A 25,729-nucleotide genomic window follows, 5' to 3' on the forward strand; every position below is an offset into this window, starting at 1 on the left:
GTTGTGAAGTTGATGTTAAGGAGTTAGCCCGTGACTGTACCTGCTGGTTCGCCGCAGTACTCCGGCTCGGAGCGTCGTGATGCTCATCCTGTCCCGCAGGTTGCTGGTCAGCCTGCGGGGGGTCTGGTTGCGGGCGCTCCCCTTGGCTCTTCGTATCGTTTGGTGCGCCGGGTGGGTTCTGGCGCGGTCGGTGAGGTGTGGGCTGCTACGATGAGCGGCTCGTGGGCTCTGTATGCGGCGAAGGTTTTGCGTCCGGAGCTTGCGGAGAACCCTGTGGTTCTTGAATCTTTTGTGCGTGAGCGTTCGGTGTTGTTGGCGCTGTCGCATCCTCATATTGTGCCGTTGACGGACATGGTTGTTGAGGGTGGCGTGCTAGCTCTGGTGATGGAGTTTCAGCATGGCGGTTCGTTGCGTCAGAAGCTGGATTCTGAGGGTCCGCTGCCGGTTCGTTTGGCGTTGAGTCTGATGGTGCAGGTTCTGAATGCGGTGGAGTTTGCTCACCGTCAGGGCGTGATGCACCTGGATATTAAGCCGGAGAATGTTCTGCTGAGCGGTCTTTTGGGGGAGTCTCTGGATCAGCAGGTTCGTGTGGCTGATTTCGGTATTGCTTCTTTTACTGGCTCTGCGGGTTCGGGGGCTTCTCGTTCGTTTTCTGGTACTCCGGGGTATATGGCTCCGGAGCGTTCTGCGCACGGTGTGGCTACTCCGGCGGTTGATGTTTATGCGTGCGCGGTGACTCTTCATGAGTTGTTGGTGGCGGCGCGTCCTCTTCCGGCGCGTGGTGGTGCGGTGCAGGTGTCGCCGCAGATTCCGGCTGAGGTTGCTGAGGTGCTTCACGGGATGTTGGCGGAGAACCCGGTTCAGCGTCCTGGGGCGGCTGAGGCTGCCGCTAAGTTGCGTCTTTTGGCTGAGGGTTTCTCGGCTGATACGGTGCTTCCTCGGTGGGTTGAGGTGTCTTCGGGTGCTGTGGGGTACACGCCTACGGTGGTTCACGGTGCTGAGCCTGCGGTTTCTGCGGTGCCTGGGCAGAATGTTACGGAGCTGTATGGTGCGGGCATGCCGTCGCTGGGTCAAGCGCAGAATGAGACGGTTATCCGCGCTCCTTTTGTGGTGGAGCAGCCGGTATATGTGCCTGATGAGGTTGTTGAGGAAGAGGAGCCTACCCGTTCGCCGTTGCGCCGCCCGCTGGTATGGGGCGCTATCCTGGGTTCTTTGATTCTTGTGGGCGTGCTCGCTTTTGTGGGTTTGGGCGGCGGTAAGGGTTCGTCTAAGACAGCTGAGTCGTGGTCTGCTTCGAGCCGTAGTTCGGCATCTTTGCCGAGTGGTTTGGGTACCCGTATTGAGGGTACGTATAACCCGCGAGATAAGAGCGCCCGCCTAACTTTTGAGTTTTCCTCGCAGAAGTCGGCTCTTCGGGGCGATATTTTGCAGGTGCTTCCCGGTGTTGAGGGTGGTTCGTGTGCTTCGGTGACGTGGGATGCCGGTCAGGCGTCTTCTGGTGTGTCGAAGAATCAGTCAAGTGTGACTGCGGTGGATGTTCCGTGTTCGTGGAATCTGTCTGGGGTGAGTATCCCGGCTAATGGTGTGGTGCAGGTTCGGGCGAATGTGTCTGCTGAGTTTAAGGATTCTCGTGCTTTTGAGGAATGGCTGAACCGTATTGATTCTGAGACGTCTAAGGCTATTTCTGATCGGGAGGTTCGTTCGACGGCGTACCCGATTCAGCGTTTGCGTTCGATTGAGTTGCGGGTTCCTTCTCGTGTGGTGAATCAGAGTGTTTTGCCGGTGACGGTGGTTCCGGTGTGGCCGAGTGGTGCGGATGAGTTGAACCCGTTGATGGTTTTGCCGCGTACGGGTGAGTTTTCGACGCTGGTTCAGGCGATTTCTCCGGATGCGCAGTTGATTAGTTTTTCGGATGGTTGTTCGGGGCATGTGTTGGTGTCTGAGGATCAGCGGGTGGTGACGGCGCTGTCGGTGACGTCTAAGTGCCGCCTGAATGCGCAGATTGGTAATTTCACGAACCTGTCCAGTAGCGACTTCGCGATTATCACCCGCTAACGGTGGCACTCTAGGCTAGCTGTCGCTGGTATGCAGAAAGCCCCTGGACTGAGAGAGTGAACTCTCAGCCCAGGGGCTTTCTTACATTCTATTTAGCCAGCTACAGGCGTAGTTTCGGGGACCTCATCTTCTTCCTCCTCGGGAATGGTGATGCCCACGGTGACGTACCTCTTCACCGACCACGCATTCATTGCCACCGAGGCAGCAAAGAACAACGCAGGCAACCACTCCAGGCGAACCAGCGAATAGCCCAAATACCCGAGCGCAATACACGCGGCCAGGCCAGCCACACCAATACACACGGCACGCAAGGTGCGATACCTGTCGGTTCCTTCTTCAAGGCGGGTGCCCTGCAGGTAGAAGAGACCCTCGCGCACAACACGCAGGAACCCCGGGGTCAGGAAGAGTGCAACCGCCAGAGCCGCCGGATCGTAACCTGAGGTCATGAAACTGGTCAGGGGAACCACAAGGCACAGAACCGTGAAAATAGCCGCTGATATAACGCCCACTCGGGTTGAGTACCTATTCATCTGTTCCATGCGCTGCAGGTCAGGAATATCGTCATTAGGCTCGATTTGGTAGATAAGGCAAACGACGATGATTAGCCCGCTAACCATGTACCAGGAGGCGAAGTTCGTCTCTGGTGACCAGAATCCTTGAATCTCACTGTGGAGTACCCCGAAAGCGGTTAGAACCGTCAGAATAATCAAGCCTACCGCGCTGATGAACATAAGAAGGAGAAAGAAGAAGTTGAAAGAACCGCCGTTTGCTTTACCTCCCATGCTTTCTCTGTGAGCCATATCTATAACTGCGAGGAATACGGGACCTGCAACAAAGAACATTGCGCCCCAAGGCCATCCCCCAATAACGACCATCGCTAGAGATACAAGAGCTATGAAGCTAAAGCAGAACCACAGGAAGATTAGCCATAAAATCCTTAAAACCTCAGAAAAAGTACTCATCTTACTACCTCATCTATCTATTTCTTATGAATATTACGCCACACATCCTCAGCAGTATGCATCGTCGATGTTGCTACAGAAGACGCACCAGCAACAAGACCACCCACAGCATAATTAACTGCGAACTTAATAGGTTGCATAGTAGTCACCTGCGACACAGCTAGATTATGCCACCAGCCACGAGAGACAAACATTGTATGTTCGCCGGGAGCCATGAATCGTGCAACCTGCTTCGACATAAACTCCTTAGCTTCTCGCGCTGGGGCCATCATAGCTACATCATCGGCCACCCCTGAGGTTCCCTTCAAACCTGCCAGAGGCTTGAAATCAACAGGCTTACGAATCAGGTTATTCGCCCACTTCCAATCAGTGCTTCTGGCAACGGGGCCAGTAATCCAATTAGGCTTCGTAACCACGCCAGCAGCCTGCTTAGCACCAGCTATAATACGACCACCAATACCGCCGGTAATGCCACCAACTACTGCGCCAATCGCAGCATCTTTCAGCATCTCCCCCGTGTCCACAGACCCCTTCTGTGCCTTTTGGGTAATCATAGACGTGCCAGCGCTAGAAATTGCCCCTCCAAGAGCACCAAATACCACCATGGTCAAAGGACCGCCTGCAACAGATAGAGCACTTATGCCTATTCCAAGTGCCACCAGCCCGGCGCCTGCAAGATACTCCCAGTTTTCCCCGAACCACTTCTTAGTCTTGTCCCAAGCGTTCTTGGCCAATACAGCTCGGTTATTCCAAGCTACCTTTGCACCCTCCACTGCTTTGTTCCATAGGCCCTTTGCAGTCTCGGTAGCAGCCCGGTAGAATTTCTTACCTTTGTCCCACAAAGCTACTGCACCACTAGCAGCTTTCCGTGCCCACCCAGTAATACCGGAAGAGCCCTTCTGCTCGCGGTACTTATTGAAGTCCTCCACCGACACCGGCGACAAACCCCACGGATCCACCAAAGAAACCGGATTACCACCCACCAACGAGAACGGGTCAGCACCCCAACCAGCACCCACCGGCGCAGCCAAAGGATCAGGCGCAGTAAAACGAGCCACACGCGAATCCACCACGCGGGCACCCAACACCTCAAAACCCGTAGAACCCAGCACCACACCCGAAGCCGCAGACACACCAACCAGCGAATCCGGCAATACAGGCGCACCACCAGCACCCTGAGCAGAAGGCACAGCAGGCGCAACAACACCCAAAGAAGCCCAACCATACGGATCCAACAAACCGGCACCAGAACCAGCACCAGGCACCAACGAACCCACAGAAGGCATCGACGAGCCAGCCACACCCAACACACGCGGAACGAACGAGTTCTCATCCCACACCAGCGGGTGCATCACCGAAGCATCAAAACCAGCCACAGAACCCGCATTAGCGCGAGCATCGGTTGAGGGTACACCAAACTCGGGTACACCAGCAGGCGCACCACCGGCAGCAAGTACACGACCATCAGTAGAAGCGCACAGCAGCGAGAAGGACACAGCAGAATCGTCAGCAGAACCCCACGACGCCACCGAGCTCACAAACCCAGCCGCACCATAGGTTAAGGACGAACCAGAACCATCCGAAGAAACCTGCAGAAGACGCGAATCATTACCGTCATACGAGAACACGCTCGTCGCAACCGGCACCAAAGTGACGCCCTCAAGTTCCACAGACTCCGGGCACTGCGGAAGCCACGCCTGAGCATCCTCAACAGCAGAGGCAAACTCAGCCGACTGGGAATCAGCCTTCGCCTCATCCTGCACGCCATAGACGCACACTGCACGAACGCGGGCACCCTCGTCAGTGACCAGCACCTTCACCCAAGCGTTCTCAGGCTGAGCGCTATCAAAGTACTCAACACGCACCAGCGCGCCAGCGGCATCATAGGTCCAACGCAGAGTCTCGGTGCCGCGAACGGCAGAAGAGAGCATCTGGGCACCAGTGTAGGTGTACATGACCAGACCAGCGGGCGAATCCACGCCGCTAATACGGCCCAAATCATCACGAATAATCTCAGTGTGCAGAGCCTCAGAAGAGTCTGCCACAGCCGGGTCTGCCACAGCGGGCTGCTCGGTCACAGAGGTCATGTGCGCGCCACGGTAACCAAACTCGCGAACCCAGGTACCCGCCAGGTCAGACACCTGCGCACGCACCAGCGCATCTACCGCGTTGTACTCGAAGGAGGACTCTACCCGAGACTCAGAGGTAACGGCGGTTCCATCCAGACGGTACGCGGTGATGTCAGTCTGCTTGACCATACGGCCAGCAGCATCATACGCGTAAGCGCTCGAACCCAGGGGGTGCACAAACTCAGTGCGCAGACCATCAGCGTCATAAGCGTAGGACAGCTCATAGCCGCCAGTCTCATCCATGTACGCGGTACGGAAAGACTCCGGAATCTGAGCACCAAACTCACGGCGCTGACGGATCAGACGACCCAAACGGTCATACGACTCAACCGTCACCACGGGAGCACCAAACGCATCAACGCCCGCGTGATCATAAGTCGTCATCGTACGGCGCGCAGAATCACGCTCCATACGGTACAACAGAGAGCCATTCACCGAATGGGAGCAGGGAACACCGTCACGGTCATAACCGAAGGAATGTACAGCACCATTACCGTCAGTGCTGGTCAGCAGACGACCGGCAGCATCATAGGTAGAGGTAGTGCGCACACCCAGCGGATTGGTTGCCGCCAGAACATTGCCCATCAGGTCATACTCGTAGCTGGTAATACGACCGGCAGGGTCCATCACGGAGATAACGTTACCCGCCTCGTCATAACGGTAATGGGTCACGCCACCAGCACCATTAGTCACCGCAACCACCTGAGAAGCGGCATCATAAGTGAACGAACGAGTACCCCACTTGTTATCGCGAATGCTCTTCACGCGGCCACAAGAATCCCAGGTGTAGAACACCGGAGAAGCCACACCGGAACCGGTAATGGACAGCACACGACCGCATGCATCATAGCGAACGCGCGCCTCAGAGCCGTCACCGTACACCTGGCGAATCAGACGGGAATCAGCGTCGTACTCGTAGCGAGTCACAGACTGCTCAGGAGTACCGGCAGCCTCATAGGTTGCAGCCAGTCGACCGCACACATCGTAGCTGTACTCGGTCACACGACCCGCGGGGGAAATCATGCGCACCATCTGGTTCGAGCCGTTGTACTCGTAGCGGCTCAGACCGCCCTCAGCGTCCAGTACCTGCACGGGGTTACCCGCGCCGTCATAAACCATCGTAGAGACAGTCGGGTCGTCAGCATCTGCACTAACCTGCGGGCCAGAATCCTCAGAGAGAACCTCGCTGCGTACCGGGCGGCCCAGGTGGTCACACGAGATACGCACGCGGTCAACACCATCGTTAGTGGTGAAGGTCTTGCGCGAGGAATCGACGGAAGTACGTACACTCACGCCGGTCGGGTCAATCAACGCGGTCAGGGTGCTTGCGGCATCATACTCGCGAGTCCACACGCCACCGGCGGGGTCAATGGTGCGAACCAGGCGCATCAAACCATCGTAGGCGTAGCTGAACTGCGCGCCACCCGGCAGGGTAATGCGGTCAATATTGCCGTTCGTATCAAAGGAACGCTCCATACGGCGGCCCAGCGGGTCAACCACGGCAACAATGTCACCGCTCGGACCGTACTCGTACTCGGTACGAGCACCAGCAGGGTCCACCGAAGCCACCAGACGACCGCCAGCAGCGTACTCAAAACGCCAGCGGGAACCATCCGGGTCCTGACGGCACACCATGTGACCGGCAGAATCATAGGTGAACTCAGTCTCCAGCCCAAGAGCAGAAACAATCTTCACCAGGTGACCCGCAGCAGAGTACTCGCAACGGGTCAGCTGCTGCTCAGCATTACGAATACCGGTCAGCAGACCACACTCGTCATACTCCAAGGAGACAGTAACACCCTCAGGGCTCACCACACGCTGCAGCAGGCCGTCAGCCCACTCAAAACGGGTCACATGACCGTTGCCGTCGGTCATAGAAGAGGGGTTACGCTCAAAATCATTCGCGTACTCGTAAGTCACCGTAGTCATCGGGCTTACGGCAGGGCTCTGGGCAGACTCCTGCCCCGAAGTAGCCTCATCGAGGGTACGGCCCTGAGCCTCCGCCTCCAGGCGGGCACGACGAGCCAGACGGGCGGCACGGCGGGCACGCGGATCCGTCTCAATAGCGCTCATCGCCACGGAGACCACGCGGTCATGCTCGTCATACGCGAAGAGGGTTTCTGCGCCCTCATCGGTGACCTCGCGAATAATACGGCCGCGCTCATCGCTGTAGCGAGTAGTGCGGGAACCATCACGATCAACCACGCTCACACGGTTGCCAAAGTCATCGTAGGCATAGCTAGTACGCCCACCTTCCGCATCAACAATGGCGGTCAGGCGTGCGTACTGGTCATTGACCCACAGGTTCGTGTAGGAGGCGTCTTCGTTAGAAACGTCAGTGATGCCATTCGGCAGGTAGCGGTAGCGAACACGACGACCGTATTCGGTGTCCTGTTCGGTAATACGGCCGGCAGGGTCGTAGTAATTCGTCACCTCAACAGCGCCGGCACTAGCCACCACGCGGTGAATCAGGCCGGCAGCGTCATGTTCATAACGGCGGGTACCGGCGTCACCGTGTACAGCGCACAGGTGGGTACGACCATCAAGGGTAACGTACTCGTAACGCACCGACTGCCCACGAGAAGAATGAATAGCGCCGACAAGGCCGCCTTCGGTGTACTCCACGTTGATACGTGCACCGCGCTGATGCACGATAGCGCGAACACGACCCTCTTCATCGCGCAGGTATGCGACAGCAGTACCTGCCCCAGCGCTCATACCCAGGTAAACACCAGTGAGGCTGAAAATGTGCTGGGTTCCAGAGTTGTCAGAGATACGCAGCAGGGACGAGGCGTCATAGTCCGTAGCGTGCAAAATATAGCGCAGGGAGGGGTCAGCAATAGAGCCCTCTTCACCCATCAGCTGGGTAAGGGGCAGCTCTTCAAGCCACCACGCTTCACGCGGGGCACGAGCATAGCCGTGGGTGCCGTCCTCACGAATCATTCGGTCGAAGGTAACCTCACGACCGTCAGCCATCGTCCAGACAGCATTCTCAACGTTCAGCTGCACACGGCTCTCAATATTCGAGGACCAGCCCGCGCCGAACACACCGGATACAGCGTGCTGACCGAAGACAGCCACACTGTTGTACATACGAGTTACAGAACAAGCAGAAACCACACCAGCAAACGCCATATCGGTCTCTTCTTCAATGAAGTTACCGGTTGCAACGTTCACGGGGTCATTCACATAACCGCTTGTGGTGGACATTCCTACTACAGCCGGCGTTGGAACTTCCAAATCGTGGCGCTCAGTACTAACACCAGCTGCGCTGATTGCACCTTCCAGAGTCGAATTGGCAACGGTAATAACCTGGCTCGAGCTACCGTACTTCTCAAAAGTATCGGCTACGATACCCAGCCAGGTCTTATCGTTGGCGTTCGACTTATTCCATGCTTCAAACGTGCTGATGAGATTTTCAGCATCGACGGAGCCCCACTGGCACTTAACCATAAACTCTGTGGAAAGGTTACGCAGCTTGCCAGGCTCAGCATCAAGGCTAGTACCAAGGTTCGCCAAAGTATTAGAGAGAGAGCGCACGGTCGAAGGGCGCGCTGAAGAAACAGTCATACTCCCTGAGCGGGTCTCAGTGCTCTCACGATGACCTAGCGATGTGGTGTCAATCGAGGTATCCGGCTTATACGATGTCGGCTTAGGCGGTTCACCTCCGAATGTTTCAACCCACCATTTACGGAAACCACCCAGGTCATGCTCATAGTGGTACATAAGGTCGCGGTTCTCATTTTCCTTATGAGCTGACTCTTTGAGGCGATCCACCACATCAGCCAGTTGACGGAAGATGCTGGCGATATCACGACCATCGCTAATGGTGGTATCAATATTTGCCGCCGCAACATCGGCGTAGTGACCTCTAAACTCCTCCAGAGCCGTTGTCAGTGAGTTCTTAAGAGGGGGTAATGCATTATCAATATTCTGCGCGACGGTGCGGCAGGCATTGGCAAGGGCATCCGACGTAGCATCATCGTACTTGACTTCTTCAGTATTCAGATTCATGCTCTGTTGTCTTTCAATGTGGTTAGTACGGAAGTGTGGTGATTAAACAGATGTAGACAGACATGTACACCATGTCTGGAAAACAACGTGGGTATAACCGAATAACAGAAAACGCCGCCTACCGCTCACCGCCCCGTAGCCGGGGAGCGGGGCGGTAAACGGCGTTTACCAGGGAAGGCTTAGGAGCCGCCACCTGCCTGGAAGATATCGGTAGAAATCTGGTTGAGCTGCTCGCGCAGGTCAGTCAGTTCCTGAGTCAGGTTACGCAGGGTGTTTTCTACGCCGGGCCAGGTGTCATTGCGGAAACGCTCAGCCAGGGGGCCGTCCCAGTTGTTGGGGTCCTTCAGCTGGTTACCCTGCTGGTTGAGGTTGTTGATTTCGTTCTGCAGACCGCCATTGATGATGTTCTGAAGAGCAGTAATGGCATCCTTGGCTGCCTGCGATGAGAGTACGCGATCGGACACGATGTTCCTCTTTCGTCGTTGAGTTGCCGGAAGATGTGCATTAGATACGCGAATATCAAATACGCACCGTTAGTGCTTTGCACCACTTCGAACATTACACTATTTCGCGGCAAAGCGCATCTCCCACACCCTGTAGTGAGAAAAATTTCTCATTGTAGACATTGCACAACAGTGCGTGCATATACATCTATCTACTCTCATCAAGGGATTTCTCCCGCTACGGTATCCTTAGGAAATGCCAGCCCACTGAGGGTGGCACCTTATAGATAGAATCACCAACCACATACGAAATGAGGACTTTCATGTCTGAAAACACCCCGCAGCCGGCTGCACCGCAGCAGCCGCAATTCACCCAGCAGACACCCGCCGCACAGCCCGCATACGGCGCACCCGTCGAGGTACCGGAAAAGAAGAAGTGGGCGGCAGTAACCGCACTAGTCCTGGGCATTATCTCCGCTCTGACCGGCTTCATTATCCTGGGCGCATTTACCGCAATCCCGACCGTTATTTTTGCGATTATCGCCCTGGTCATGGTCAAGCGCGGCACCGGCAAGGGCAAGGTCATGGCTATCATTTCGCTCGTGCTGGTCGCGGTTGCGATGGTCACCTTCGTTCTGGGTAACAATGTGCGCGCTCAGAGGGATGCAAGGCTTAAGCAACGAGCCCAGGAAGCAATCCAGAAGTGTGAGAGCAAGGAATTTGTTGGCGCCTACTACACCGAGAAGGACGGTAAGCGTTACTGCGCATACGGCGGCTGGCTCTACCCTGTAGACGACGACAAGTAGACCGGTCGTCTGGTTTAGTAACCGATGATGTGATGGGTGGGGGCGTTCGTGCATGCGGCAGTCGCCGTGCCTGCGAGCGCCCCTCAACCGTATCCTCCATGGGTGCTTCAGCATCTGGCGGCGAGTACACCCCGGAGCACCTGCAGTGCATCCTCGACCGCGCCGCGGCAGAGTCCAAATAGTTGAAAGGGAAATAACATGAACGCATTTATCAATGCCATCACCGACCCCAGGCTTCTCTTCATGTGGTTCAGTTTTATTTTCTTGGCTCTCGCATCTTTATTGCTGGGTATGGTCGAACACTGGCCGTGGGGCGCGATATTCTTCGTCGGGGGGCCTGTGACCCTCTTAGCTCTAGACATGGCGCATGATGAAAGCATTGCAGGCAAAGCAAACGGTGGGCCTTTCCACCACTTCTTTATCTTTGTTTTCTCCTTCAGCGCGGTGGGCTTGATTGTGCTGACGGTTCTTACGGCTTTCGGTGTACTCCAGGGGGATACGACTCCGTGGACCCCGGAAACGAACTTCGCCTCGTGGTATATAGCTGCCGGGTCGCATATCGTCCTTGTCCTAGCCACACGCACCAACCCCAAGAACGGCGCCCCTGACCTGCAACGCATGGAACAGCTGGATAGGCGCTCAACCCGTATGGGTGTTGTGACGGCGGCTATTTTTGCGGTTCTGTGCCTTGTGGTTCCCCTGATTAGTCTCTCCGCTACAAGTTACGATTCACTTGCCCTGGCGTTGACGCTCCTCCTTACCCCGTGGTTCCTATACTTCGTGCGCGATGGTCTTTTCTACCTGCACCACCCGCGTTTTGAGGAAGGGTCCGAGGGGTACCGCACCCTGCGTGTCATCTGCGTCGGCATGGTGGGAATGTCTTGCTGCATCTCGTTGGTGTACATGACCAACACGCTGAACCGTTCAGAGTGGCTACCCGCGCTAGCCTTCACGATACCGGTGGTGACAACTGGGTGGCTGGTGAAGCGGTACGTCACCGTGGGTATCACCATTCCCGAGAACGAAGACGAGTATCTATCCTCTCATGCTAGCGTTCAGGAGGTAGAGTAAAACATGTTAGATACCATTTTTAGTATTTTCTGGGGAATTGTTTTGGTGGGTGCTCTCCATCATCTCTGTTCCCTACATTATTATCAGGTACGAGATTAATCGACGCCAAGATAAGAAAAAAGAAGAGCAGGGAATTTTTTAATAAGATTTTTTAAAAAATGGGATATTTAATGAAATTACATTTTTCTGCCGAGTTATAGTAGGGGAATTGATGGAAGTTAATTACAAACGCCGCCAGAGAATAGCACTCATTATTTCGTTCATCATTCTTTGGTACATGTTCTTTGTTTTCCCTAAATACTCACGTGATGACAGCGACGGTATCACCGCCACCTGCACCGTAACTAAGGCATATACAAAAGAGATTGGCGGAACAGTAAGCGGCATGAATGATATTAGACCCAAAGGTGTTTTTGAGACAGAAGAATGCGGCACTCTCACGATGATTGTGCCGCCGGAAGGTCGCAAGATTCCCGAGTACGTTGAGACCGTCAAACCTGGCAAAAAATACCTATTCCACGTCGCAAACTCATCTCTTAAAAAGGAACGAGATTTTGATACGACCCGCTTTGAAGAAATCAAAGAATAACAACCTCATAAACTAAAACTAAAGCCCCCGCAGCCGAGAGTCATCCTCTCGGCCGCGGGGGCTTCACCGTATCAGCGTGTCCTCACGCGGCGAGCGCTAAGAAGCGCGGCGGCGAGAACGCAACACCATCACAGTGCCGGCACCAAGCACCAATGCGCCACCCACAGCCACAGACACCGCACCAAAACCAGTACGCGCCAGGCCGCCCTGCTGGGAGCTCACGCCACCCGACGCAGCAGACACACCGGACTGACCCAAAGAGCCACCACCAGCGCCGCCGCCGGAGATACCACCCGGGTACACGCCGCCAGCAGAACCATCAGCCGAACCGTCAGAGGATCCCTGCGCGTTCACGTCACCGGCAGCACCAGAAGCACCAGCCTGACCGGACTGACCACCCTGCGCGGCACCAGACTGTGCGGAGCCGGGCTGGTTAGCACCAGCGGTACCGCCCGGGGTTGCCGAATCCACACGGCGCACACCGCTAAAGTCGTCCTTAGCCGCATTCGGGTCCTTCGGCACGGCAGTCTCAAACGAGCACGCATCCGACGCCTTCTTACCCACAGCAACCGCAAGCTGCTGCACCGGGCTGTTCACCTCAGTACCATCAGCCAGAGTCGCGGAATAGTGCACATCAAACATGTACTGGCCGGGCTCAGAGAACACCCAGTTCGCGTGCGCGTGCGTCGCGTAATCAATGTCGATCGTGGTCTTGCCGGTCGTCGAATCCAGCAGCACATCCGCACCGTTCAGCGACTCGGTGAACATGCCGAAGCGCGCACCCTCAGGCATGACCTTCGGAACCACGTGCAAGCGCACCGGGCCGCGCAGCTGCGAGTAGTCGATGTCCTGCGTGTTGTAGCCGGGCCAGGGCAGGCCGCTCTGCTGGGTCTGCGGCAGGCCGTAGAAGGCGGTGCCGACCGGGCCCATGAAGTTCAGCTTCTCATCAGCCATACGTTCGGTGCGCACACGGCGAGCGTTCTCGCTGACCGTCCACACGACCGAATCAAGCGGGCGCACGGTCGAATCAGCGTCAATGATGCCGCTGTCGTCACGCAGACCCACGGACAGCTGGCGGTCCTTCAGGGTCGCCTGGATGTCCAGGTGGCCGTGCGAAATCTTGGTGCGGCCGTCAATCTGGCCGGGCACGCACTGGTTACCCGGGGTTCCGGGGGTGGACGGCTGCGCAGACGGTGCCGGGCTAGTCGGAGCAGGGGCGCTCGGGGTCGGGTTCGCGGGTGCCGGAGTGGAGGGCGCCGGAGCAGGTACGCTCGGCTCTGCGGAGGCGGTCGGCACCGCAGGCACGGTCGGAACCTCGCTGGGGGATACCGACGGAACGGTGCTGGGCTCAGCGGTCGGAGCCTCGCTGGGAGCCTCGCTCGGCTCAGCAGAAGGCTCGGCAGAGGGCGCGACGGTAGGCTCAGCGCTCGGCGACGGATCCACCGGAGCAGGCTTCGGCGCATCGCCAATGGGTGCGCTATCGGGAGCCAACGCATCGTGCGCGGTGTACTTGGTGCCCGGCTCGTAGTTCGCCGCAACCTCAGTGGTGGAGGCGGAAGCGTTCATATCCGGGTGGGTCAGCATCTTCACGCGCAGAGCCGTGCCCTTGTAGAAGGACTCATCACGGAAGGTAAAGCGCACCACACCATCCTCAACGGAGCCTTCCAGGTCGAGGTACGGGTAGACCGGGTCATCCTGGGCGTAGAAGCCGCCACGCATGAAGCCGCGCACCTTCGGGTCCTTGAAGCGGACCTCAACAGTGCTGAAGCCGTTGCCGTTCGGGGTGACGGTCACGTCGTAGTCCATGCTGGTCGGCGTGTACTGCTGGGTGCTGAGTACGGTGTTCGCCTGATCCGGGATTTCTTCGGGCCAGGAGCCGTTACCGTCATCGCTGTACACGCTCTCAGCCTTGCCGGGCTCGTAGGTGAGCTTGTGCGAGATCCAGCGGGACGCCTCCGCGCTATTCTCGTCGGAGGTGTCGGGGGTGAAGACCGCCTGCAGCTGGGAGCCTTCGCTACCGAGCATTTCAGACCAGGTGGCGGTACCGTTCACGACCGGCAGGTCGGTCAGGAAGTAGCCGTTGTTGTACAGGGTCAGGGTGCCCTTGAGGTTCTTGTTCGCGGCGGTGAAGGTGATGTCGCTGAGCTTGTCGTCGGCATCCTTGTTCTTAGCCGGGTCGGCGTCCAGGCGGTGCGGTGCCACGGACAGCATGTACTTTGCGGCGTCCAGGTCACCGACGGGTGCCGCGTTGTAGCGGTCGACGGTGGGCACGGCGGTGGGGGTGCCGTCACCGAGCACGGGCTGCATGCCGCCAACCTGCCAGACCAGCTTCGACGGCTTGGAGCTAATGATGCGGCCGTCGGTGGAGCGCGCCACGGTGCGGTAGGTGACCACGTAGCGGCCGGGGCGGGTGAAGGTCGTGGTGTTGTGGGTGTGGCTACCCTTGTCGAGCAGCCAGGAGTGCCAGCCGGTGGAGCTGCTGGAGAGCATGCGGTACACGTCAGCGGGGGCGTCGTCCGGGTTGTAGCGGAAGAGCTCCATACGGCCGGGGCCCTCAACGGAGAGAATGTCGGTAGCGAACACGCCGTCACGGAAACGCTCGGTGGGCACCTTCGTGGAGGCACCCAGGCCAGCCCAGATGGGGTCCTGGTTGCCGTAGGTCAGGTGCGGTGCCATGTAGAGGGTCTGGCCGGGTTCGCCGAGGAACGCCAGGGAGGGCGAGTCGCCCAGGGTCATGGTGTACTGCGACTTGCCGTCCCTGGTGCTGTAGCCCTTGCCGACCCAGTTGACGGTCTTGTCCAGTTCGTAGGTGTCTGCACCGGTCTTGTAGGGGTTCGCCTCGTTCATGAGGACGAAGGTGCCGTTCTGCTCGTCCCAGTATGCCTTGGGGGCGTCAACGTGGCCCTTGGTGGTGACGATTTTGCCGTCGTCGGGGCCTGCTGCGGCGGGCAGGGAGGGGGCAGCGCCGGCGAGCGCGAGCAGCGCTGCGGCGGAAAGGAATGCGGCTGCGCGGCGGAGGGCGGGCTTGCCGCCGGGGATGAAGAGTGCGGGGGTGTGTGTGGTGACCCGTCGTTGGGTCTGCTTCTGAGAGCTCATGACAACCTTTCTCATTTTTCTATTTCCTAGGGTAGCTCTTTTGCAAATAATTGTCATTTAGAACCTAAGTGAGTATAGTGATTCTCAGAAACACGTGTGCGCCGAGGCGCGCCCAAAAACGCACACCACGTACATCCACAAAGAGAAAAACACGGCAGAGCGCACCCCGGACGCAGGGGAGAAACCGGCAACAGGCCGCCGGACCCAGTACCGGGCAAGCCCCGAAAGCACCGGGTAGCGCGCCAGCCAATGAGCAGTCATCCAAGGAGCCACCATGCAAGGACGCACCAAACCCCTGAGCCTACTCAGCGCAACCACCCTCGGATGCACCCTCGCACTCGGGGCACCCCTCGCCCTCCCCCAGGTCGGCACCTTCACCGCCGCACAGGCGCAGGAAAACCAGGCACAGGAAAACCAGACCGGCACCCAGGCAGGTACCGAGTCGCGCGCCTACGTCAACTACGAAGGTGACTACGTCATCGCGGGCGTACACACCGAAATGCTCAACGCATTCCTCGACGGCAACCAGTTCACCCTCGCCACCCTCGCAGACACCGGCCCCGGCCAGCAGGGACGATTCAACCCCGCCCGCACCGTCTTCCACCTGCCCGACGTCGAGGATGCACACACCAACGTCGTAGCAGGCTACGACTACATTGCCCCCGAAGGCACCGACATCTTCTACATTCCCTCCACCCGCACCCGCGGCCTGCTCTACCCCGGCCTCGGCGCGGAAGGAATCCGCCCCGGCGCACTCAAGGACAACACCATCAACCTTGAACTCGTGCGTAGCAGCGTACCCGAAGGCGGCCGCGCCGAAGTCTTCACCGAATCCGGTCGCGACAACCCGCGCGTCTTCAGCACCAACGACAAGCTCGCACCGCACACCATCACCTCTGGCGGTCACGAGCACCTCAGCTGGGCATTCACCCGCGCAGGCATCTACCAGCTGACCTTCCGTGCCACCGCAACCCTTGCCGACGGCACCCCGGTCAGCTCCGAGGCGACCTACACCATCGCCGTGGGCACTAACGCTGAGGACGGCTTCAAGCTCCTGAACGCGCAGAACGCCGCAAAGGAAGCAACCAAGGACGCCACGAGCGAGGCGACCACTACCCCCGAGGCGACCTCCACCGCTACCGAGAGCGCCACCAGCAGCCCCAGCGCATCTACCTCCGCGAGTGCTGAGGCGAGCGCATCTGCTGAGGCGAGCGCATCCACCGGTATTCGCCGCGTGGATGAATCTGTGAACGGTCAGAACGCCGCGCAGGTGACCGACCCGAACGGCGCGAAGGCGGCGGCAAACGGTGAGCAGGCATCCCAGGGTGGATCCGGTGTAACCGCTATCAGCGGCACCGACAACACCAATAACGGCTCTGACAAGGGTGAAAACAAGGACGGCAACGCCACCAGCGCGAAGGGATCCAGTGTGAAGGGCTCCAACGCCCAGAACATCAGCGCCCCCAGCAACGGCGGCGGCATTACCGGCAACGGTGTGCTGTCCTCCGGTCTGCCCGGTAGCCTGAACCAGCAGTGCATCGCCACCGAGGTTCCCGCCGAAGATGCCAAGGACTCTAAGGACTCCAAGGACGCTCAGAAGGACAACAAGCAGAGCAACCAGGCAGCCCAGGCACCGACCAGCATCCCCACCCTCGCCGTGGTCAATACCGCCGAGCACAGCGGCCGTGAAGAAGTCACCCACGGCCACTTCGACGTAGGCCCGATCCTCAACGGCGGCAACCTCACCAGCAGCGTGAAGGACGACCGCACCAGCCCCGCCCGCCACGTCTCCCCCGGCGCCCTCGAGTTCGTACTCAATGACGCCGCGAAGATCAACCTGCCCGCAGGCATGGAGAACATCGCCCCGGCGGGCACCCCCGTGCACATGATCGGTGCAACCCAGCAGCAGGGCGTGCCCTGGCTCGGCTGGAGCACCCAGGACCCCGAACTGCTCAAGCAGCTCGACGGCCCCGTCACCATGAGCCTCAACGGTTTTGAGGGCCCCGGCACCATGTCCACCTTCCTCTCCGGCAACTTCGGTTCCGCCGGTCAGAAGGTCTTCGATTCGCGGAGCGGCGGCTCCTTCCAGGTGCCCGCAAACACCCACCAGCACAGCAACTGGGTGTTCACCGCCGAGGGTCGCTACACCGTGACCATCGGCTGGACTGCGCGTCTGAAGAACGGCCAGCAGGTCAGCAGCGAATCGGTTCTGCACTTCACCGTCGGCAACCCCGATAACGCCCCGGCAAGCAACAACGCGCAGGGCGCGGCAGGCACCAAGCAGGACGGCGGCAACGCTAACGGCACCAACAACGGCGGCGAGATGAGCACCGCAAAGAACCCCGTCAACGGCACCGTCGACGAAGCCACCGGCATCGTCACCAAGCCCGACGGATCCAAGGTGCGCATCGTCGGTAAGACCGCCTCCGGTGAGGATTGCGCCCTGACCAGCCAGGAACTCGCGAACGCACAGAAGGCAGCCGCCGCAGGTAAGCTGCCGAACACCGGTGTGGTCATCGACCCGTTCATGGTCAGCACCTCCATTCTGGCGCTGGCACTCGGTGCCATGATTCTGCGTTCGGCACGCCGAAAGGGCCGCAGCGGTGACACCGCATAGCGGGCATACCGACGCGCATACCTATAGTCGGCGTACCGCCCTCACCCTCGCCTCCCGTATTGCGGTGGGTGCGGGGGTGGGGGCTGGTGCCTTCGCGCTGAGCGGATGCGCCAGCACCGTGAACGCCTCCTCCGACCGGATGCGCGTGGTCGCCACGACCCCGATTCTGGCGGATTTGGCGCAGCAGATTGCCGGCGACCGCGCCAGCGTGCACTCCCTCGTGCCCGCCGGTGCCGACCCACACTCGTACGAGCCGAGCCTGCGCGATATCCGCGATGTCGCCTACGCCCGTTGCGCCCTGACGAACGGCCTGCTGCTGGAGCAGCGTAAGCTCTCCAAAATGGTTGAGGCGAACCTGCCCGCCGGGGTCGTGTCCGTGGCTGTTGCGGAGAAAATCGAGCAGTACGGCGGCAAGCTGGAAGCCATTGTTGAGGATGCCTCCCTGGACTCCATCTGGCTGGGTTTGCGTGTTGAAGAGGGCGGGCAGAACGAATCTGCCCCCGCCGACTCTTCGGATGCGGGCATGCGCTTTGAGGTGCAGAGCGTGCGGGCGCGCACCTCTACCGATTCGTCGAATGCGCAGTTGGCGGCGTTCATTACGCAGACCTTCGGGGCGGTGGAGATGCTGTGCGATTCGCATGCGCGCGGCGTGAACCTCGCCCGTGAGGGGGACACCGCGGTCCGCACCGGCGATATGGGTTCGCTGGAGCTTCCGTTGCAGGCGCATACGCACCTGTCGTGGGCGTTTAGCGATGCCGGCGAGTACGCCATTGAGCTGAGTGCCACCGCAGTCAATGCGCCGGAGTCGGTGCGTTCCTCGCGCGGCACCCTGTACTGCGCGGTCGGTCGTGACCCGCAGGAGCTGGTGGACCGTCTAGCGAAGGAACAGAACGTTTCCGCTTCGGACATCAAGGTTCTTTCCGCAGGTCACGCCGATATTACGGCACGCACCGGCGACGGCAGGCTCGTGCTTCGCGCGGATTCCTCCCAGGGCGCCGTAGAGTACGAACTGAACCGCACCGTGGTCGCGGTCCCCTCCCGCACCCTGCAGGAGGTGCCCGCCGGCGGTAGCTACCGTTTCCTGCGTTCGGGTGCTTCGGAGCATCGCGGTCAGGTGTATCTGTTGGCGCAGGCCGTTCTGGGCAAGCACGTGCACGGCGAAATCGACCCGCACATTTGGCATTCGGTGCCGAACGCGAAGGCGAGCGTGCAGGTCATTCGTGACGCGCTCATCTCCGCCGACCCGGAGGGTGCGAGCGAGTACGCGACCCGCACCGAGCAGGTCATGAAGGAGCTTGACGCCCTGGACGCTCAGCTGCGTCAGGTGTACGGGGGTCTGCCGGAGTCGGCACGCAACCTGGTCACCACGCACGACGGCTACCGCTACCTGGCGAGCACCTACGGGTTGCACATTGCCGGTTTTGTGAGTGCCAGCGCCAGCGGCGAGCCGAGCATTCAGCAGCGTCAGCGCCTGCGTCGCACGGTCGAGGATTTGAAGGTTCCAGCAATTTATCTGGACAAGTCCACGGCGATGCGTTCACCGGTTCTCACGGAGCTGGCTCGGGAGGCTCAGGTGCGTACCGGGGTGCTCTATTCGGATACCCTGGATGCGCAGGCTCCTCACTACGCGCAGATGATGTTGGCGAATGCTCACACGATTGCGCTGTGCTCTGGGAATGGTTCCGGCGGCGATTCTTCGGGTGCTAGCTGCTCGGACGCCAACTCCTCGTAACCTGGTTTTTAAGCTACCCACAAGCTCATATAGCCGTACCAGCATATAGATAATCTTTCACACACCACCTAGGTCATGATTCAAGGAAGTCCTCATGATGAACTCAACCACCCGCTCTTCTCGTAGCCTGTCCGCCCTGGCTCTGGGTGCCAGCCTCATGCTCGCACCCCTGGGTGTGGCACACGCGGAGACCACCTCGGCAACCACCGAGAGCGCCTCGGCTCAGCCGAGCGACAGCAACCTCAGCCGCGGCGAGCGCGCCCTCACCCAGACCCTGTCTGCAGAGCAGCCGGTCGCATCCGGTCGCACCGAAATTTCTGCCGGTCACGTGGATATGGGTCCTCGTTTCAACAACGGCAAGTTTGAGCTCATGCTCCACGACGACCACGGTGAAACCCCCGTCTGGCGCAGCCTGGACGAGGTCATCTACCGCGGTAGCGACCAGGCGATCCTTGAGGTGCCGAACGACCCGCGCTACTCCTTCGTGGGTGCGCCCGCCGGCTCTAAGGTGTACGTGATTCCGCAGACCGAAACTAAGGGCGTAATCTGGCCGGGTTGGAACACTCAGGATCCGCAGCTGGTGTCCAAGCTGAACCGCGGCGTGAACCTGACCCTGGAGCAGGTGAGCGGCCCCGGCACGTTCAGCCTGTACCTGGAGAACGGTAACTTCTCGGCACCGCAGGTGCTGTGGTCCTCGACCAAGAGTGAGCCGCAGAAGCTGTGGGTGGAGAAGAACACTCACACCCACGCGAACTGGGTGTTCACCGCCCCCGGCGAGTACCTGCTGAAGGTCACCGCGAGCGCTGAGCTGTCTGACGGTTCGACTGTGTCTGATACCCGCTACCTGAAGTTTGCGGTGGGTGACTCCGCGAGCGCTGATGCCCTGTACGCGATGGAGGCGCAGGCGCGCGGTTCGGGCTCGGCTTCTTCTGCATCCTCCGGCACTTCGTCTAACTCTGCTTCCCAGTCTGCCGGTACTCAGGCGTCCGGTTCTTCGTCTGCCGCCGCGGCGAGCGACCAGAGCAGTTACAAGGCAGAGTTCACTATCCCCTGGGGTGCTATTGCCGCAGGCGTGGCAGCTGTGATCGCCGTAGGCGCGTTCCTTTCGTTCCGTCGCCGTTCCTCCGCGCAGCGTGAGGCACTGGATGAAGTGCGCGGTGACCGTTCGTGAGCGCGTCGGTAACAGCGGGTACTGAACCCGTTCTAGAGATTTCGAACCTGTACGCGGGTTACGCGCGCCGTTCCATCCTCAAGGATCTGTCCCTGACCCTGGAGCGCGGCGAGTTTGCGGGTTTGATTGGCGCTAATGGTGCCGGTAAGACCACGCTGCTGCGCACCATTTTGGGTCTGATTCGCCCGGCATCCGGGCAGGTTCGGGTGTTGGGTGAGTCGCCGCGTGTGGCGCGTGCGCATATTGGTTATGTGCCGCAGAAGCACCAGTTCCAGTGGGATTTTCCGCTGACCGTCAAGGACACGGTGATGACCGGTCGCGTGCGTGAGATTGGGTTCTTCCGCCGCCCGGCGAAGAAGGATTGGGTGCAGGTTTTTTCGGCGATGGAACGCACCGATGTTCTGCACCTGCAGGACGCTTCCATTGCGGAGCTTTCCGGTGGTCAGCGTCAGAGGGTTCTTTTGGCGCGCGCTTTGGCGGCGAACCCCTCCCTGCTGCTGCTGGATGAGCCGTTTACGGGCGTGGATGCGCCGACTCAGACCACTCTGACTCGCCTGTACCGTGAATTGGCGGGTGAGGGCATCACGATTCTGATGTCTACGCACGACATGCTGGCGGCGCGTGAGTCCTGCTCGCGTCTGTGCGGTGTGCGCGGCAATATTCACCTGGATGGTCCGGCGGACTCCTTTAGCCTGGAGCAGCTGCATACGTGGTTGCACGGTCACGATATTGAGGAGGCGCAGGGTCACGCCCGCACGGGCTTCACCTGTGCCGGTGGTGCGTTGGATGAGTACGGCCACGAGCTACCCGATTCCTGCACTTCTGATCTTTCTCTCTCCCCCGCCCACGCTGATTCTGCTTCTACCGGGGGTGCCCGTTGATTACTCCTATCGATTTTCTTGCCGACCTGTTCAACCCGTCCCTGGCGTTCCTTCCGCGCGCCCTGGCGGCTGTACTGCTCGCGTCGGTGGTGACCGGTGTGGTGGGCTGCCACGTGCTGATGCGCGGCATGGTCTTCATCGGCGATGCGGTGGCGCACTCGGTGTTCCCGGGTCTTGCGGTGGCGTTCGTGCTGGGCGGCAACCTGGTCATGGGCGGTCTGACCGCGGGCGTGGTCACGGCTATTCTGGTGGCTATTTTTAGTCAGAATCAGCGGCTACGCGAGGATTCCGTGATCGGTATTTTCTTCGCGGCATCCTTTGCGTTGGGTATTGTGATTATTTCGTTGGCGCCGGGCTATTCGGGGTCGGTGCAGGACTTCTTGTTCGGCTCGATTGTGGGTGTTTCGAATGAGGACATTACCCAGGCGGCGATTATGGGTGCCGTTATTCTGCTGGTGCTGTGGCTGTTCCACCGCCAGATTGTGACGGTCAGCCTGGACCGTGAGAGTGCCCGCGCGATGGGCCTGCCGGTGCTTGCCTTGGATATTGTGCTGTACGTTCTGGTGACCATTTCTGTGGTGCTGGGTTTGCAGACGCTCGGTAATGTGCTGGTGTTGGCGCTTCTGGTGATTCCGGCGTCGGCTGCCCGCCTGGCGTGCCGCCGTCTGGGGTCGATGATGGTGTTCTCGCCGGTGTTTGGCGGTATCTGCTCGATTGTTGGCCTGTACCTGTCGTGGGCGTTTAACTTGCCGACCGGTGGCACGATTGTGCTGTCGATGGTGGCGGCTTTTGTGCTGGTGTGGGCGGTGACGGCGGTTCGTTCGCGAGCGCGTGCCCAGCTGAAGAGCTAAATCCAGTTGAAGAGCTAGGCACAGCTCAACCCAACTTTTCTCGATTAAACGCACGAATAAACGCACGAGGCGCATCCCTGTTTGGGGGGTGCGCCTCGTGCGTTTTTTACAGGTCTTAAATACCCAAAGTGAATCATGTTCATGTTTAAAGAACCAAAAGATACACTCCGCGTAATAAAAGCGCATAATTCAACACGTCGGGTTTAATGAAAATACAACCTATCAAATATTTCTTATGGGTTGATACATGTAGTGATAAAGCAGTCACTACACCCTCATTAGAGCTTCAAAGAAGGAGTCATCATGAAGGCATATGTATACCACGGCCCCGACCAGAAGGGCGCCTGGGAGGAAGTCCCGAACCCCACCATTCTTGAGCCCACGGACGTTATCGCCCGTGTCGACACCACCACCATTTGCGGTACTGACCTGCACATCCTGAAGGGCGACTGCCCCGAGGTGGACCACGGACGCATCCTGGGCCACGAGGCTGTCGGTACCATTACCGAGGTTGGCTCCGCGGTGACTGACCTGAAGGTCGGCGACCGCATCATCATTCCCGCCGTGACCAGCTGCGGTAAGTGCTCCTACTGTAAGGCGAACCAGCCTTCGCACTGCCAGACCGTTGGTGGTGTCGGCTGGATTTTCGGTTACATGATTGACGGCACCCAGGCAGAGTACGTGCGTGTTCCCTACGCAGAGACCTCGGTTCACCTGGTTCCGGAGGGTCTGACCGATGAGGACGTCCTCTTCCTCACCGACGCACTGCCCACCGGTTTTGAGATCGGTATTCTGAACGGCAACACCAAGCCCGGCGACACCGTCGCTGTCGTGGGTGCAGGCCCCGTGGGTCTGGGCGCTATCATGACCGCTAACCTCTGCGGTGCCGGCCGCGTCATCACCGTCGATTTTGACGAGAACCGCATGAACAAGGCACTGGAGCTGGGCGCAACCGATAAGGTCAACGCGGGCGACCCGGACTTCATCGAGAAGATTAAGGCTCTCTCCCCCGACGGCCTGGGCGTGGACGTGGCAATTGAGGCTGTGGGCGTTCCGCAGACTTTCGAGACCTGCACCAAGATTGTTCGCCCCTACGGCAATATCGCTAACGCTGGCGTGCACGGCAAGCCCGTTGAGTTGCCCCTGAACACCATGTGGATTTCTAACGTTCGCATCAACATGGGTCTGGTCAACTGCAACACCGTCGGTAACCTGCTGAACATGGTCCGCTCGGGTCGCCTGAACGCTAAGGCAATGGCAACCCACCGCTTCACTTTCGACCAGTTCGAGGAGGCATACGACCTGTTCTCCCACGCTGCTGAGCACAACGTGGTGAAGGTTGTTATCTCCCGTAACCCCGAGGTTGCGGCATAGACAGCGGTAGGCTCATATACCGCTCATACTGAAACCCCAAACTTTCGTTAGGGATTTCGGTGGGATGTCTTCATTACACTGCGAACATCCCCACGATTCGCCTCCGGGTGGGAGAGGGTAGGTCCCACCCGGAGCGCGAATCGCCCTCCCCTACCCCGAGATGTAGTTATTTTCTGAAGAGACAAGATTGTCTGAAGATACAGGATTTTCTGAAGATTCAAGAGATACGCCAGCTCGGGGTTTTCTGTTCCCTCAACCCATTCTTTGGGCAACCCGTTCTTTGGCGGGCTCAACCTGTTCTTTTGTGGGTTGAGGGGCGGTTCCTCACGCGTGATGCCTCCTCTGCCGGGCGCTCTGCCGACCCGCTCTTGCGGGTTCTTCTGCCAGGCAACCTCTACTGGTGGAGGGGCGCATCATTTGGCTCTTCTTGGTCGGGCGGTACCTCCGATTCTGCTCCTCCTTGAAGGGAAAGGAAAAGGGTCGCACGCTTACGATTCAATGGCGATTCGTAGGCTGCGACCCTTTTCTCATGCCCGGATTCCGGCACTGCGGGGATTTTCTGTGCTCCGGGGTTTTTCTGTGTTCCGGGCGGCTATTTAGTTTTTAGGCTTCTCACCGTCAGCCTTCTCGCCGATAGCGGCGTTCTGTGTGATGGGGTTGAACACCTCCGTGGGATCATCCTCTCCGAATGCGGCAGATACCCCAGATACGGCAGAGGATTCGGTGGCGTCTCCGGTGACGGGCTCGGTGGGTGCATCAGCCGGATCCTCGGCAGGCGCGCCAACGGGCACCTCCGCAACGATGGGCTCCTCCGAGGCGGGTGCCTCCGGAGCCTTCTGCGCATCCTCCTGCTGATCCTGAGCCGGAGTCTCTACGGGCTGCCCAGAAACACCCTGCTCAGTAGCTACAGGTTCACCGTGCGCTTCCTTCTTCGCATCCTTGTGCGCGTCCTTATGTTCGAGCGTGTAGATGATGCGCGGTTCCAGCCGCTCAAACCCGATCTTGGAGCGCACCCAGTTCACGAAGCGGTCGATTCGGTCCTCCGGGTCCTCCGCCTCGCGAGTCTTCACCACGCGGTAGTTGTGTGGCAGCATCACGCTATCGCTGAGCACGCGCGGGTACTCGTCAATCTCCTGAATACCCGCCATGTACATGTTCTCGCGGAATTGCTGGGCGAACTCCTGCTGGCCGAGGAACAGCTGGTCGGCGTAGGTTTTAGCCGCCAGGCGCTCGCTGTAGGCGTCCTTGGAATCGCGGGCGCCCTTCTTAGAGCCGTAAATATCCCAGAAGTAAAAGTACACGTTGTTCGCGATAATGGCGGAGATAATGCGGTTCTGCAGGTACACGAGGGAACCCACCGCAATCGCGCCAACAATCAGGAGCACCACGGCAAGCGGGGAGAGCGCAAAGTCAGGCAGATTGCCGCGGTGGTTCGGGAACAGGCCAATCAGGTAGGCGATGGTGACCACGACGATGGGCACACCGATGAACACCACGGCGAGCGGCACCCAAATGTACAGCAGGCCGCGCAGAATCAGGCGGTAGTAGAACACCGAGTCGCCAATGGGGATGGGCGTGGGCTTCACGGAAGAGTGCGCACGCTTCATGAGCAGGCTGAAGATGCGGTTGCTGTCGATACCAACTTTACGCAGCTTCGATTCGAGGGAGGCACGTTTGAGGAAGACCCGGTAGTTTTCGAGGACGACGCGCTGGTCGGAGGTGAGGCTCTCCGGGTCGGGTAGCGCGCTGATGTCCATGCCAGCTTCGGTCAGTAGCTTGCTCCACAACTCTAAGCGCGCCAGTTCGGAGGGTTTTGCCGCCGCCTGCGCCTGGTAGTTCTTGTAGGAGATGAAAATGGTGCTGGCACCAATCAGTAGCGTGATGAAGGGTGCTATCCAGTCTTTGAGTCCCATGGTGGCGTTCCTCCTTGAGTGTGTG

General features: G+C 59.1%; 16 protein-coding genes. 11 read left to right on the forward strand and 5 right to left on the reverse strand.

From position 1 onward, the window contains the following. Positions 1-30: 30 nt before the first annotated feature. On the forward strand, positions 31-2,055 hold the full coding sequence (locus HMPREF2749_RS06690; RefSeq protein ID WP_070593845.1) for a serine/threonine-protein kinase: 2,025 nt from the start codon (positions 31-33) through the stop codon (positions 2,053-2,055). A gap of 92 nt (positions 2,056-2,147) precedes the next feature. Here the strand turns inward: HMPREF2749_RS06690 and HMPREF2749_RS06695 are convergent, their stop codons facing one another. The 3 genes from HMPREF2749_RS06695 to HMPREF2749_RS06705 all read right to left on the reverse strand — a co-directional run bounded on the left by HMPREF2749_RS06695 (position 2,148) and on the right by HMPREF2749_RS06705 (position 9,624). Next, entirely contained in the window at positions 2,148-3,017 is an 870-nt protein-coding gene (locus HMPREF2749_RS06695) for a hypothetical protein (protein ID WP_070593847.1), read from the reverse strand. Positions 3,018-3,034: 17 nt separating this feature from the next. Next, positions 3,035-9,160: a DUF6531 domain-containing protein gene (locus HMPREF2749_RS06700; protein WP_246823514.1), complete on the reverse strand. Its 6,126-nt coding sequence runs from the start codon at positions 9,158-9,160 to the stop codon at positions 3,035-3,037. 179 nt (positions 9,161-9,339) lie between these two features. Beyond that, positions 9,340-9,624 (reverse strand): pyrophosphorylase, encoded by a 285-nt coding sequence (locus HMPREF2749_RS06705; RefSeq protein WP_005507345.1) that lies wholly within the window; start codon positions 9,622-9,624, stop codon positions 9,340-9,342. Positions 9,625-9,926: 302 nt separating this feature from the next. On the opposite strand from HMPREF2749_RS06705, the gene HMPREF2749_RS06710 reads away from it, so the two are divergent. The 4 genes from HMPREF2749_RS06710 to HMPREF2749_RS06720 all read left to right on the forward strand — a co-directional run bounded on the left by HMPREF2749_RS06710 (position 9,927) and on the right by HMPREF2749_RS06720 (position 12,069). Further along, positions 9,927-10,409: a DUF4190 domain-containing protein gene (locus HMPREF2749_RS06710; RefSeq protein WP_070593850.1), complete on the forward strand. Its 483-nt coding sequence runs from the start codon at positions 9,927-9,929 to the stop codon at positions 10,407-10,409. Positions 10,410-10,438: 29 nt separating this feature from the next. Beyond that, positions 10,439-10,591, forward strand: coding sequence for a hypothetical protein (locus HMPREF2749_RS09295; RefSeq protein ID WP_168162429.1), 153 nt, complete (start codon positions 10,439-10,441; stop codon positions 10,589-10,591). 16 nt (positions 10,592-10,607) lie between these two features. Next, positions 10,608-11,480 carry a hypothetical protein gene (locus HMPREF2749_RS06715; RefSeq protein WP_070593852.1) on the forward strand — a complete coding sequence of 291 codons (873 nt, stop codon included), beginning with the start codon at positions 10,608-10,610 and terminating at the stop codon, positions 11,478-11,480. 211 nt (positions 11,481-11,691) lie between these two features. After that, complete coding sequence (locus HMPREF2749_RS06720) at positions 11,692-12,069, forward strand: hypothetical protein (protein ID WP_070593854.1); 378 nt, start codon at positions 11,692-11,694, stop codon at positions 12,067-12,069. A gap of 96 nt (positions 12,070-12,165) precedes the next feature. Here HMPREF2749_RS06720 and HMPREF2749_RS06725 read toward each other — a convergent pair whose 3' ends face one another. Continuing rightward, on the reverse strand, positions 12,166-15,165 hold the full coding sequence (locus HMPREF2749_RS06725) for a choice-of-anchor M domain-containing protein (protein ID WP_070593856.1): 3,000 nt from the start codon (positions 15,163-15,165) through the stop codon (positions 12,166-12,168). 274 nt (positions 15,166-15,439) lie between these two features. On the opposite strand from HMPREF2749_RS06725, the gene HMPREF2749_RS06730 reads away from it, so the two are divergent. The 6 genes from HMPREF2749_RS06730 (at position 15,440) to HMPREF2749_RS06755 (ending at position 23,791) form a co-directional block, all read left to right on the forward strand. Beyond that, on the forward strand, positions 15,440-17,782 hold the full coding sequence (locus HMPREF2749_RS06730; protein WP_070593858.1) for a TIGR03773 family transporter-associated surface protein: 2,343 nt from the start codon (positions 15,440-15,442) through the stop codon (positions 17,780-17,782). Further along, positions 17,769-19,514: an anchored repeat ABC transporter, substrate-binding protein gene (locus tag HMPREF2749_RS06735; RefSeq protein WP_070593860.1), complete on the forward strand. Its 1,746-nt coding sequence runs from the start codon at positions 17,769-17,771 to the stop codon at positions 19,512-19,514. Before HMPREF2749_RS06730 ends, HMPREF2749_RS06735 begins: the two co-directional genes overlap by 14 nt. Before the next feature lie 94 nt (positions 19,515-19,608). Then, the gene (locus tag HMPREF2749_RS06740; RefSeq protein WP_049357168.1) at positions 19,609-20,685 is read left to right on the forward strand and encodes a choice-of-anchor M domain-containing protein; all 1,077 of its coding nucleotides are present in this window, start codon (positions 19,609-19,611) and stop codon (positions 20,683-20,685) included. Continuing rightward, positions 20,682-21,566: a metal ABC transporter ATP-binding protein gene (locus HMPREF2749_RS06745; RefSeq protein ID WP_049341976.1), complete on the forward strand. Its 885-nt coding sequence runs from the start codon at positions 20,682-20,684 to the stop codon at positions 21,564-21,566. Before HMPREF2749_RS06740 ends, HMPREF2749_RS06745 begins: the two co-directional genes overlap by 4 nt. Continuing rightward, complete coding sequence (locus tag HMPREF2749_RS06750; RefSeq protein WP_049350274.1) at positions 21,563-22,417, forward strand: anchored repeat-type ABC transporter permease subunit; 855 nt, start codon at positions 21,563-21,565, stop codon at positions 22,415-22,417. Before HMPREF2749_RS06745 ends, HMPREF2749_RS06750 begins: the two co-directional genes overlap by 4 nt. A gap of 303 nt (positions 22,418-22,720) precedes the next feature. Further along, entirely contained in the window at positions 22,721-23,791 is a 1,071-nt protein-coding gene (locus tag HMPREF2749_RS06755) for an alcohol dehydrogenase catalytic domain-containing protein (RefSeq protein WP_049352853.1), read from the forward strand. Positions 23,792-24,387: 596 nt separating this feature from the next. Here the strand turns inward: HMPREF2749_RS06755 and HMPREF2749_RS06760 are convergent. Continuing rightward, positions 24,388-25,704 carry an NADH dehydrogenase gene (locus HMPREF2749_RS06760; RefSeq protein WP_070593862.1) on the reverse strand — a complete coding sequence of 439 codons (1,317 nt, stop codon included), beginning with the start codon at positions 25,702-25,704 and terminating at the stop codon, positions 24,388-24,390. Positions 25,705-25,729 lie beyond the last annotated feature (25 nt).

It is taken from the genome of Rothia sp. HMSC075F09 (assembly GCF_001810515.1).
GTDB lineage: Bacteria > Actinomycetota > Actinomycetes > Actinomycetales > Micrococcaceae > Rothia.

What these genes read in the sequence shown, in the direction of transcription:
- HMPREF2749_RS06730 (WP_070593858.1), top strand. Translation starts at nt 15,440, where the DNA reads ATGCAAGGACGCACCAAACCCCTGAGCCTACTCAGCGCAACCACCCTC.
- HMPREF2749_RS06740 (WP_049357168.1), top strand. Translation starts at nt 19,609, where the DNA reads ATGATGAACTCAACCACCCGCTCTTCTCGTAGCCTGTCCGCCCTGGCT.
- HMPREF2749_RS06720 (WP_070593854.1), top strand. Translation starts at nt 11,692, where the DNA reads ATGGAAGTTAATTACAAACGCCGCCAGAGAATAGCACTCATTATTTCG.
- HMPREF2749_RS06755 (WP_049352853.1), top strand. Translation starts at nt 22,721, where the DNA reads ATGAAGGCATATGTATACCACGGCCCCGACCAGAAGGGCGCCTGGGAG.
- HMPREF2749_RS06695 (WP_070593847.1), bottom strand. Translation starts at nt 3,017, where the DNA reads ATGAGTACTTTTTCTGAGGTTTTAAGGATTTTATGGCTAATCTTCCTG.
- HMPREF2749_RS06715 (WP_070593852.1), top strand. Translation starts at nt 10,608, where the DNA reads ATGAACGCATTTATCAATGCCATCACCGACCCCAGGCTTCTCTTCATG.
- HMPREF2749_RS06725 (WP_070593856.1), bottom strand. Translation starts at nt 15,165, where the DNA reads ATGAGCTCTCAGAAGCAGACCCAACGACGGGTCACCACACACACCCCC.
- HMPREF2749_RS06700 (WP_246823514.1), bottom strand. Translation starts at nt 9,160, where the DNA reads ATGAATCTGAATACTGAAGAAGTCAAGTACGATGATGCTACGTCGGAT.
- HMPREF2749_RS06710 (WP_070593850.1), top strand. Translation starts at nt 9,927, where the DNA reads ATGTCTGAAAACACCCCGCAGCCGGCTGCACCGCAGCAGCCGCAATTC.
- HMPREF2749_RS06760 (WP_070593862.1), bottom strand. Translation starts at nt 25,704, where the DNA reads ATGGGACTCAAAGACTGGATAGCACCCTTCATCACGCTACTGATTGGT.